We start from the raw sequence: 10,771 nt of genomic DNA, 5'->3' as shown, positions 1-10,771 counted from the left end.
TGAGCGTCAGATAACCGTGCTCTGTAGGGGCGCGGCCAAAGCTGGCCATATTGCCGAAGTCAAGATCGGCGAAGTGGTTGTGCGCCTAATCCCCAAGGATGATGCACAACGGGAACGGCCAATTGACAAGGACGTTTCGCCTGAAGCCTTTGACACGCTGGATGAGTATCTAGCGTGGAGAGACAGGGGCGGTGCTGGTGGCGCTTAAGGGTATCCACAAGGTCAAGCGCAAGCTGGCCGATGGCACCGCGCGCACCTACTATTATGCATGGCGCGGCGGCCCGAAGATGGAAGCCAAGCCGCACACCGAAGCCTTTGCGCTGGAGTTTGCCAGGCTCAAAGGTGACGCGACGCCGAAGGTTGTCGAGACGCTGGAAAGCCTTATCGATCGGTTCACCGGACCGGAGAGCAAGCGCAATCACGATTTTCTCGCGCTGGCCGATACGACGCAGACGGACCATCTCTATGCGTTTAAGCTGATAAAGGCCAAATGGCCGAAGCTGCCAGCGAAGTTGACGCAGCAAAAGGGCATGAAGGCCGAAATCAGGAAGTGGCACCGGAGCTTCACCGCGAACCCGCGCAAGGCCGATAAGCTGCTGTTCTCGCTATCCAAGGTCTTCTCCTACGCCATTGCTGACGAGATCATAGAGAAGAACCCCTGCACCGGGATAGAACGGCTCTACAGCGGCTCCAGGCGCGAAAGCGTGTGGTCGCAGGCGCAGATCAAGGCATTCCGTGCCGGCGCCCCTGCGCACCTCCTGCTTGCCTTCGAAATGGCGCTGCACACCGGCCAGCGCCAGGGCGACCTATTGGCGCTGTCATGGAAGGACTATGACGGGATCTATCTCCAGTTCCGCCAGTCGAAGACCGACAAGCGGCTGAAGGTGCGTGTTCATTCCACGCTCAAGGCGATGCTCGACCCGATGGACAAGGACAAGCTGCGCATTCTGCTCAACTCGCGCAAGCGGCCATGGACGAAGGACGGCTTTAAAACGTCGTGGGGGAAAGAGTGCGGCCGGCTCAAGATCGGGGCTGTGACGTTCCACGATCTGCGCGGAACGTTCATCACCGAGCGGGCGCGGGAAGGATCGAGCGTCGAGAACATCGCTAAGATATCCGGACACTCGATTTCCGAGATCAAGTCAGTGCTGGAAAAGCACTACCTGGCCGACGATCAAGACGCCAGCGATGCCGTCATTCTCCGCATGGAACGGAACCCATGAGGAACGAAATCTGTAAAACGCGGTGTAAAACGGCCAATTTCGGTTGGGTTTCCAGCCCGAATATGGTATCTAAGTACTTGAAAATATTGGCGATCCCGACAGGATTCGAACCTGTGACCATCGGCTTAGAAGGCCGGTGCTCTATCCAGCTGAGCTACGGGACCGCTGGGCCGACGCCAAAAGGCCGGCTGAATCATGCGCCGGGATCGCTGCCCGGCATTGCCGGTCAATGTGTCCAGGGCGTCCTGCGGTCATAGCGGAAATTCTCCGCATAGGAAATCTGGCGGCGCTTGGATTCCTTCGGCTCCTCGACACGGTACGCCAGCCCCTCTTTTTCGGCATAGGCCACCGCCTCTTCCCTGGTGTCGAACGTAAGCCTGATCTGGCTGCGCATGTCACCCGACGTGGTGTAGCCCATCAGCGGATCGATTTTCTTCCGCATTTCGGGATCGAATTCCAGCACCCAGTGGCCGGTCTTGGCCTTACCGGACTGCATCGCGGTTTTGGCTGGGCTGAAAATGCGCGCGGACATGGCCACCTCGTTGCTAAGTGCAGCGGCACCGCCGCTATAGCCCCGTCATTACTTCGCAATGCAGTCGGCGGCAAGGCCGATGCTTGCCGCAGCACCCTTCGGCAGGGCTGGCCACCGACAATGATCGCGCCAGGGTCTTGGCAAAACTCCGTTCCCCGCCATCAGCTTGAACATTTTGCGGCGAAGCCGTTGCGCGACTTGGCTGGCATTTTCCGCTCCGCTCTCGGCCCGGGCCTGCCGTTTGTTCCGTTTTCGTCTTTTAAGGGGTTGCGCAGCCAAGCCTGGAACCCTATAGCCCGCAAGGACTCGGAGTGTAGCGCAGCCTGGTAGCGCATCTGGTTTGGGACCAGAGGGTCGGGAGTTCGAATCTCTCCACTCCGACCATTCATCCATCGCAATCATCAGCCGTGCTGCCGGTGCACCTGCGCCGGACTGCGGCCGACGGGCAGCCCGGATTTCCGAGCGTGCCCGCCTGAAGCTCCGAGCGTCAGCTTTGGATGAACGCCAGGAGATCCGGATTGATGATCTCCGGGTGGGTGGTGCACATTCCGTGCGGAAGGCCCTTGTAGACCTTGAGCGTGCCCTGCTTCACGAGCTTGGCTGCAAGCAAAGCGGAGTCGGCGATCGGCACGATCTGGTCGTCATCGCCATGCATGATCAGGACGGGCACGTCGATCTTCTTGAGGTCGTCGGTAAAGTCGGTTTCGGAAAAAGCCTCGATACAGTCGTAGTGAGCCTTGGCTCCGCCCATCATGCCCTGGCGCCACCAATTATCGACAGCCCCTTGCGAGACCTTGGCGCCCTCGCGATTGAAACCGTAGAACGGGCCGGCCGGCACATCCCTGTAGAACTGAGCGCGGTTGGCGACCAGAGCCGCTCGGAAGCCGTCGAAGACCTCGATTGGCAGGCCGCCGGGGTTGCTGTCGGTCTTGACCATGATCGGCGGCACCGCGCCGATCAGCACCGCCTTGGCGACGCGTGCTTCGCCACCGTAGCGGGCAACGTAACGCGCCACCTCGCCGCCGCCGGTCGAGTGGCCGATGTGAACGGCATTCTTCAAATCCAGATGGGCAACCAGGGCTGCGACGTCGGCAGCGTATGTGTCCATCTCGTTGCCGGTCGCCGTCTGTGTCGAGCGGCCATGCCCGCGCCGATCATGCGCGATGACGCGATAGCCCTTGTCGAGGAAGAACAGCATCTGGTTGTCCCAGTCATCGGCGCTGAGCGGCCAGCCGTGATGGAACACGATTGGCTGGCCTGTGCCCCAATCCTTGTAGAAAATCTCGGTGCCGTCCTTGGTGGTGAATGTGCTCATCATCGTGCTCCTTGATGTGGATAGCTGAAGTTGTTGGGGGGAAGGTTCGTTTCCTTCTGTGGACAAGCTACTGCAACGGCGTCATGGTGACGATTGGCAAAACAGACATTTGACACGGCAAAACTGACAGATGGTTGCGGCACGCGATACGGTCGAAATCGGCCTCGTTGTTTATCCCGGCGTTCAGGAAGCGGCTGTTCTTGGGCTGACCGATCTCTTCCAGCTGGCCAACCGCCTGGCTGCCGAACGCTCGCCGGACGCGCTGAGGCTTCGTGTCAGCCATTGGCAATGGCAGGAGGCGAACCAAACGATCATCCGCACCTTCGACAGCGAGCCCGGCGACAGCGACCCCGGCCCTGGCAATGGACCGGCCATGGTCATCTTGCCTCCGACCCTAGGTGATCCGATCCCCCGAGAGTCGGCCGCGCCGTATGCCGACTGGCTCAGGGCCCGCCATGCGGCGGGCGCGACGCTCGGCTCGGTCTGCGCCGGCGCCTTCGTGCTTGCCGAGACCGGCCTGCTGTCGGGTCGTGTTGCGACCACGCATTGGGCCTATCGCGACGCGCTGGCGATGCGCTTCCCCGACATCGCACTGGATGCCGACAAGCTGGTCATCGACGATGGCGACATCATCACCGCCGGCGGCTACATGGCCTGGACCGATCTCGGCCTAAAACTTGTCGACAGGGTGCTTGGGCCGACCGTCATGATGGACACCGCCCGTTTCATGCTGGTGGATCCGCCGGGGCGCGAACAGCGCTTCTACAGCCCCTTCGCTCCCAGGCTGAACCATGGCGACGAAGCCATTCTCAAGGTGCAGCACTGGCTCCAGGCGAGAGGCGCGCGCGATGTGACGCTTGCCACCATGGCGGAGCATGCGGCCTTGGAGGAGCGGACTTTTTTGCGCCGCTTTCGCAACGCCACCGGCCTCAAGCCGACCGAATATTGCCAGCACCTGCGCGTCGGCAAGGCGCGTGAGATGCTGGAAGCGACGACCCGATCAGTAGACCAGATCGCCTGGGATGTCGGCTATGACGATCCCGGCTCCTTCCGCAAAGTGTTCGCCAGGATAACCGGCCTCGTGCCGGGCGATTACCGCAGGCGCTTTGGCGTCGAACGTGCCGCCCTGCCTGGCGGTGGGATCTGAGTCGTGGCGGCGGTGGCGGCACGACCCGGCGGCTGCGTGTGGCGATCGGACTGAAACGAAAGCGCGGGGTGAGCCTATGACTGACCGATCAGTCACGAGTTGCGACGAATGCGGCAGCATATATTTCGTCGAAAGCAGCGCAATGGCCAGCCTTTGTGCTGAATGCGCGTTTCATCTCTATGGATACCCCGCCTGCGAACATCAGTTCAAAGACGGCCGGTGCACAGCTTGCGGGTGGGACAGCTCTCGGTCAAAATATATCGCCGAAATTATTTCGAGGGAGAGCTCATAGGTGGGAACGTCGATCTCGTAGCGTTGTCGCGCGCATGTGGCGCAGGCAACCCCGTGCTTAGAGAACGCTTTCGATATCGGTCCTCGAAAAATCGTCGCCGACATAAAGCAGGTGGCAGGCATGTTCTTTCGCCACCTCATAGGCGAAGCAGTCACCGAAATTGAGCGCGGCGGGGTGAATGCCCTTACCCCATTTTGCATAGGCCTCGGCGATGCGACGCGCAGAGGCCGGCGTCACTGCCGCGATTTCGAAACCAAGCCCGTCGATCAGTCCGGACAGCTCTTCGCCGACATTGCGCCGCGCCGCGACGATCAGCGCTTCGGCCACGGTGCCGGCGGAAATCAGGATGTCGTCTTCGGCCTCAAGCGCCGCGATGCAGGCATCAGCCTCCGGTTCGTCAAGAACGATCGCCATCAGCGCCGAGGTATCGACCACGATCATTCGGGCAGGCCATCGTCGCCGTAGAGGAAATCCTGGCTTCGCGCGGCAGATGGCCCAGCCTTCGCCCTCGCGGCGCCGGATGCCCGCATCGCCTCTAGCAATGCCCGACGGCTTTTCCTGTCCGGCACTGCCTTGACCGGAACCAGACGCACGGCCGCGTGACCGTGACGGGTCAGAATGATCTCGTCACCTGCCTCGGCACGACGCACCAACTCGGTCAGTTGTCCCTTGGCGTCTGTAACGGATACCTGCATCGGCCGCTCCTTTATAGACCATCCTCTGGTCCATACTTGTAGGTAAAAATAGACCATTCAACGGTCCATTACAACGGCCAAAGGTAAGCTCGCCGGGAAGAGAACCCCAACCGCCTCAACTCCCGGCGAGCCTACAACCTGATTTGATACGCAATCAGGACCGGGGTTAGCCGGCAAGGCTGACGTTGCAAGATGGATGCCAGTACTGGTTTCCCGAAATGGGACACCGGCTAAGCCTGTCGTATCAGATCTCGAACTCGCCCTGCCCCTCATCCATGGCGCTGACGGTTTCGGCGGCGAGCGCCCGGGTGATCGGCGTCTTGCGCTCCAATGCCGAACGATCGAGCCGCTCCACCACCCGCATCGCGGTGGCGAGCGAGCGTTCGATGCGGCGCACCAGATATTGCACGACATGCGGCTCGACCTCGACCTGGCGGTCAGCGAACAGTTTGGTGATGACGCCGGCCAGCAAGAGATCGTCGGGCTCGTGGATCTCGACCGTCGCCGCAGCCTTCAGTCGCGAGGCGAGGTCAGGGAGCCTGACGCCCCAGGCGGACGGAAAGCGCCGCGCGGTCAAGAGCAAAGTCGAGCCGGCCCCGCGCACTGCGTTGATCAGATGGAACAGCCCCTCTTCATCGACTGGACCGGCATCGACATCGTCGATCAGGGCCGGCCGCGCGCCAAGGCTTGCGATGCAGTCACCGATGCGCCCGGCGTCGACTGCCACAGCCCCGGCGCGGGCGCGCCAGATCGACGCCAGGTGGGTTTTTCCAGAGCCTGCCGGACCGGCAAGCACAATCACCGGCGACGGCCAGTCCGGCCAGCGATCGACCAGCGCCACCGCCTGGCTGTTGGTGCCGGAGACGACGAGCTCGTCGCGCGAATAGCCGGTGCCGTGGCCGAGATCGAGCGGCAACTGGCGCGGCGGATCGATCTTGTTGTCCGGCATCTGGCTCAACTGCGCGGCCCGCTGCTCCCGCGGCGACGCGCCTGCAGCGGCGGGACAGGCTCGGTGCTGTGGCCCTTGTAGAGCGGCGATTCCAGATAACGGGAAATGGCAAAGCGCACCAGAACGGCAACGGCGGCGGAGGCCGGGACGGCGATGAGCAGGCCGACGAAGCCGAACAGCGCGCCGAAGGCAAACAGCGAAAACATCAGCCAAACCGGATGCAGGCCGACGCTTTTGCCGACCAGCCTCGGCTGCAGGATGTTGCCCTCGATGAATTGGCCGACGAAGAACACGCCGGCCACCGCCGCGATCATGGTCCAGTCCGGCCAGAACTGAACGAAGGCGACGCCGACGGCCAACACCAGCCCGGTCAGCGAGCCGACATAGGGGATGAAGGAGATCAGCCCGGCGAACAGGCCGATGAGGATGCCGAAATTCAGGCCGGTCAACGTCAGGCCGGTGGCATACATGGCGCCCAATACCAGGCACAGCGTGCCCTGGCCGCGTACAAAGCCGGCGGTAGCGGTGTTGATGTCGTTGGCGATCGCCCTGACGGTCTTGACATAGTCGCGCGGCACCCAGCTGTCGACGATGGCCACCATGCGATCCCAGTCGAGCAGCATGTAAAAGGCAACGACTGGTGTCACCACGAACAGGCTGACCACCGACACCAGCGCCACGCCGGAGCTCCAGATCGAGGTGAACACCGTGGTCAAAAGCCCGAAGCCGGAGGTCAGCAGCGAATTCAAGCCTTCGCGCAGGCCATTGGCGTCGACGCCGAATTTCTCTTCCAGCCATCTCGGATCGAAGCTGGTGATCAGGGTCTGCAGGCGGGTCAGGTATTCCGGCAGCTTGCTGGCAAAATCGGCCATCTGCGAGGCCAGCACTGGAACCAGGATGACAAAGGCCAGCACCAGAACGACGATGAAGGCAAACAGGATGACGACCGTCGCCATCAGCCTGGACAGGCCGAGCCGCTGCAGCCGGTCGGCGACCGGGTCGAGGAAGTAGGCGAGCACCATGCCTGCGACGAACGGGAGAAGGATGCCGCTGAAGACGTAGAGGAAGACCGCGAGGATGATGGCGCTGATCAGCCAGAAGCGGATTTGGCGGCGAAACACGCCGGACGCGGCGGCATCGGCGGCCGCAGCCTCGGCTGCCGCGTCGATGTCCTGGTCAGGTGCCCGGTGTGGAGCCTTCGCCATAGCCGCTCATATGCCTCAGCCAAGCCACGAGATAGGCCGCGGCCGAAGCCACGGTCAAGACCCCGGACAGCAATATGAGTACCGGCCTGAGCGGATCGAGATCGAGGGCGAGGGCCAGTTCGCCCAGCACCACCGCCGCCAGCACGATCTGGATGGCGGTGTTGGCTTTCGACACGAACAGCGGCTTCATCTCGACCGGGTGGGTCATGACGGTGGATAAAACGACGGCGCAAACGATCAGCGCATCGCGCGACACCATGGTGACGACCAACCACAGCGGCAATTCACCGATGAAGCCCAGCACCACGAACACCGAGACCAGCAGCAATTTGTCGGCCATCGGATCGAGATAGGCGCCAAGCCGCGAAAACTGGTTGAAATGGCGGGCAATAAAGCCGTCGACACCGTCGGAAATGCCGGCGATGAGGAAGCCGGCGAAAGCCCAGTCCCAGTGCGCCTGCAGCATGGCCAGCACCACGCCCGGCACCAGCACGAAACGCATGATCGTGATCATGTTGGGGATGGTCAAACGCATGTCCCGTTGTTTCTGTTTAATGATACATGATGGAGATAGGACGCTAGGGCAAGTGGCGACGCTCTCTCCTCGCTCACCTGCTCCACCCCAGACCGAAAAATGAACCTAACGAATGACGATGGCACAGAGATTTACAATCGCCCTGCGTGTCACACTTTGCTATTTGGCCGGGGTAACAGAAAGCCTCCTAGCTTTCGCATCTTTTACAACCCCACACCGCGACGCGTCGATGCATGACCTTTTGACCAGTTTCGTTCTTGCCTTGGTCGTCGGCCTTCTGGCGTCTTGGCCTCTCTGGTTGATGGCTGCCGCCGTGGCGTTCGTTTTCGGGCGGTCAATCGCCGCAAACCCGGGTGTCTGGACTGTGGCGGCAAGTTTGATCGCCGCCGGTTTCTCCTACGGAGCCCTCCCGAGCGACGAGGTCAGGTCTTAGCGACCGTCGGTACCCTCGCCGCTGCACTGGCGGGCATTTCTTTCTACTGCTGGAGCGTAGGGCGTCCGGTTCGGCCGATCTCCAATTGAACGTCGCCATCGCGCGCTTGCCTTGCGAGGCAAAAGCGTTCATGCGAAGAGCCCTCAAGCAAGTGGAAACAGAGATGAGCAGGCGCCAGAAATGAGCAAGCGCAAAAACGGGCTCACCTATGCCGAGGCGGGTGTCGATATCGATGCCGGCAATCTCATGGTCGAGAAGATCAAGCCGCTGGTGCGCGCGACGCGCCGGCCGGGCGCCGATGGCGAGATCGGCGGCTTCGGCGGCCTTTTCGACCTCAAGGCCGCCGGCTTCTCCGACCCGGTGCTGGTCGCCGCCAATGACGGCGTCGGTACCAAGCTGAAGATCGCCATCGATGCGGGCAAGCACGACACGATCGGCATCGATCTCGTCGCCATGTGTGTCAACGACATCGTCGTGCAAGGCGCCGAGCCCGTGTTCTTCCTCGACTATTTCGCCACCGGCAAGCTTGATCCCGACCAGGGTGCGGCGATCGTCGGCGGCATCGCCGAGGGCTGCCGGCAGGCCGGATGTGCGCTGATCGGCGGCGAGACGGCGGAAATGCCCGGCATGTATCACGGCAAGGACTACGACCTTGCCGGTTTTGCCGTGGGCGCGGCCGAACGCGGCCAGCTGCTGCCGACCGACGACATCGTCGAGGGCGACGTGCTGTTGGGGCTGGCCTCGTCGGGCCTGCATTCGAACGGCTTTTCGCTGGTCCGCCGCATCGTCGCCACCAGCGGCCTTTCGTGGGCCGATCCGGCGCCCTTCAATGATGAAGTCACGCTGGCCGAAGCGCTGCTCGAGCCGACCCGCATCTACGTCAAGTCGCTCCTCAAGGCGATCCGCGGCACGCATGGCATCAAAGCCCTGGCCCACATAACCGGCGGCGGCTTTCCCGAAAACATTCCGCGCGTCCTGCCAAAGGATTTTTCGGCCGAGCTCGACCTCGACGCCATCGAGGTGCCGCCGGTGTTCTCGTGGTTGGCAAAGACCGGCGGAGTAGCACCCGAAGAGATGATGCGTACCTTCAATTGCGGCGTCGGCATGATCCTCGCCGTCGCCTCCGGCCAGGCCGCACAGGTCGCGGCCGTGCTGCAGGAGGCGGGCGAGACCGTGACGCCGATCGGCCGCATCGTGCCGCGCCGCGACGCCGGCGTGATCTATCGGGGGTCGATCGGCCTATGAGGATGCGCAAACGCACTGTGGTGCTGATTTCGGGACGCGGCTCCAACATGACGGCGCTGATCGCCGCAGCGAGCAACCCGGACTATCCGGCTGAGATCGTCGGCGTCATTTCCGACCGGGCCAATGCCGCCGGTCTCGGTATCGCGGCGGCGCGCGGCATCGCCACCAAGGTGATTTCGCGAGCCGACTATACCAGCAAGGAAGCGCATGACGGGGAGATCGACGCGGCACTTGTCTCGTTCGGCGCCGAGATCGTGGCGTTGGCCGGTTACATGCGCATTCTTGGCGCACGCTTCGTCGAGAAATGGCTGGGACGGATGATCAACATCCACCCTGCCCTGCTGCCGGCCTTCAAGGGCCTCGACACCCATGCGCGCGCGCTGCGCGCGGGCACGCGCATCCATGGCTGCACGGTGCATTTCGTAACGCTCGATATGGACGACGGGCCGATCATCGCCCAGGCTGCCGTACCGGTGATGGTCGGCGACAATGAGGATACGCTGGCCGCCCGCGTACTGAAGGCCGAGCACAGGCTTTATCCGCTGGCACTCGGGCTGGTCGCCGAGGGCAAGGCGCGGATGGAAGATGGCCGCACCGTGCTTGCCCACTTCGCCGACGATGCCGACAACAGCACCTCCGTGGTGATGGCGCCTGATCCGCTGCGCGAGGAGAGCGACCTCGAGCATCTGGCGCGGATTACGCCCTGAGCAGGAGGAGGCTGGCATGGCGACGGCGAAGCAACTCCTTCTTCTGCGCCACGCCAAGTCGAGCTGGGACGATCCTGACCTTATCGACTTCGACCGGCCGCTTTCCGGACGCGGGCTGAAGGCTGCGCCGCTGGTCGGGCGCGAACTGGCCAGGCAAGGCTGGCTGCCCGATCTGGCGCTGGTATCGCCGGCGCTGCGCAGCCGCGACACATGGCGGCTGGTCTCGGCGGAATTGCCGGCGAAAACGCCGGCCAAATTTGTTCAGGCGCTCTATGAGGCCAGTGTGGCAGACGTTCTCGCCAAGATACGGCAGGCGAATGCGGGGACAAACAGCCTTTTGGTGATTGGCCACAATCCCGGCCTGGAGGAATTCGCGCGCCGGCACGCCCGCCGCGCAAAAGAAAGACAGGCAAAAAAAAAACAAGAAAAAAAAAAACCCACCCAAGCCCATAACCCTTTAACTATAAACCTCAGAATGGCACCGCCAGCACAA

12 protein-coding genes and 2 tRNA genes are annotated in these 10,771 nt (G+C 62.4%); 6 read left to right on the top strand and 8 right to left on the bottom strand.

What is annotated here, in order from left to right:
- Positions 1-191 precede the first annotated feature (191 nt).
- Entirely contained in the window at positions 192-1,223 is a 1,032-nt protein-coding gene (locus NKH73_RS13955; RefSeq protein WP_352932300.1) for a tyrosine-type recombinase/integrase, read from the top strand.
- Between the two features lie 87 nt (positions 1,224-1,310).
- On the opposite strand, the gene NKH73_RS13950 is transcribed toward NKH73_RS13955, so the two are convergent.
- Together NKH73_RS13950 and NKH73_RS13945 are read right to left on the bottom strand one after the other, a co-directional pair.
- Positions 1,311-1,387 (bottom strand) — tRNA-Arg (locus NKH73_RS13950).
- Between the two features lie 62 nt (positions 1,388-1,449).
- Positions 1,450-1,755: an ETC complex I subunit gene (locus NKH73_RS13945; protein ID WP_027152615.1), complete on the bottom strand. Its 306-nt coding sequence runs from the start codon at positions 1,753-1,755 to the stop codon at positions 1,450-1,452.
- 307 nt (positions 1,756-2,062) lie between these two features.
- Here NKH73_RS13945 and NKH73_RS13940 point away from each other — a divergent pair.
- Positions 2,063-2,139: transfer RNA gene (locus NKH73_RS13940), tRNA-Pro, on the top strand.
- 103 nt (positions 2,140-2,242) lie between these two features.
- Here the strand turns inward: NKH73_RS13940 and NKH73_RS13935 are convergent.
- Positions 2,243-3,070: an alpha/beta fold hydrolase gene (locus NKH73_RS13935; RefSeq protein ID WP_352932296.1), complete on the bottom strand. Its 828-nt coding sequence runs from the start codon at positions 3,068-3,070 to the stop codon at positions 2,243-2,245.
- Between the two features lie 130 nt (positions 3,071-3,200).
- Here NKH73_RS13935 and NKH73_RS13930 point away from each other — a divergent pair, with 130 nt between their 5' ends.
- The gene (locus NKH73_RS13930; protein ID WP_352932294.1) at positions 3,201-4,217 is read left to right on the top strand and encodes a GlxA family transcriptional regulator; all 1,017 of its coding nucleotides are present in this window, start codon (positions 3,201-3,203) and stop codon (positions 4,215-4,217) included.
- A gap of 349 nt (positions 4,218-4,566) precedes the next feature.
- On the opposite strand, the gene NKH73_RS13925 is transcribed toward NKH73_RS13930, so the two are convergent.
- From NKH73_RS13925 to NKH73_RS13905, 5 genes are all read right to left on the bottom strand, one after another.
- Complete coding sequence (locus NKH73_RS13925; protein ID WP_352932291.1) at positions 4,567-4,950, bottom strand: type II toxin-antitoxin system VapC family toxin; 384 nt, start codon at positions 4,948-4,950, stop codon at positions 4,567-4,569.
- Entirely contained in the window at positions 4,947-5,204 is a 258-nt protein-coding gene (locus NKH73_RS13920) for a type II toxin-antitoxin system Phd/YefM family antitoxin (RefSeq protein WP_095483249.1), read from the bottom strand. The genes NKH73_RS13925 and NKH73_RS13920 overlap by 4 nt, the downstream gene beginning before the upstream one ends.
- A 244-nt stretch (positions 5,205-5,448) precedes the next feature.
- Positions 5,449-6,153 (bottom strand): DnaA regulatory inactivator HdaA, encoded by a 705-nt coding sequence (gene hdaA, locus NKH73_RS13915; RefSeq protein ID WP_352932289.1) that lies wholly within the window; start codon positions 6,151-6,153, stop codon positions 5,449-5,451.
- Positions 6,154-6,158: 5 nt separating this feature from the next.
- Positions 6,159-7,358, bottom strand: a complete 1,200-nt coding sequence (locus tag NKH73_RS13910) for an AI-2E family transporter (RefSeq protein WP_352932287.1) — start codon at positions 7,356-7,358, stop codon at positions 6,159-6,161.
- Positions 7,330-7,887 (bottom strand): CDP-alcohol phosphatidyltransferase family protein, encoded by a 558-nt coding sequence (locus tag NKH73_RS13905; protein ID WP_352933011.1) that lies wholly within the window; start codon positions 7,885-7,887, stop codon positions 7,330-7,332. Before NKH73_RS13905 ends, NKH73_RS13910 begins: the two co-directional genes overlap by 29 nt.
- A gap of 619 nt (positions 7,888-8,506) precedes the next feature.
- Here NKH73_RS13905 and purM point away from each other — a divergent pair.
- The 3 genes from purM to NKH73_RS13890 form a co-directional block, all read left to right on the top strand.
- A complete protein-coding gene (gene purM / locus NKH73_RS13900; RefSeq protein ID WP_352932285.1) occupies positions 8,507-9,571 on the top strand; it encodes a phosphoribosylformylglycinamidine cyclo-ligase in 1,065 nt (354 codons plus the stop codon).
- Entirely contained in the window at positions 9,568-10,278 is a 711-nt protein-coding gene (gene purN / locus NKH73_RS13895) for a phosphoribosylglycinamide formyltransferase (RefSeq protein ID WP_352932283.1), read from the top strand. The genes purM and purN overlap by 4 nt, the downstream gene beginning before the upstream one ends.
- 16 nt (positions 10,279-10,294) lie before the next feature.
- Positions 10,295-10,771 (top strand): SixA phosphatase family protein (locus NKH73_RS13890; RefSeq protein ID WP_352932280.1); only part of this gene is annotated, 477 nt, incomplete at its 3' end.

It is taken from the genome of Mesorhizobium sp. M0938, from assembly GCF_040319125.1.
Classification (GTDB): Bacteria; Pseudomonadota; Alphaproteobacteria; order Rhizobiales; family Rhizobiaceae; genus Mesorhizobium; species Mesorhizobium robiniae.
This window is presented reverse-complemented; position numbering and strand designations above follow the sequence as displayed.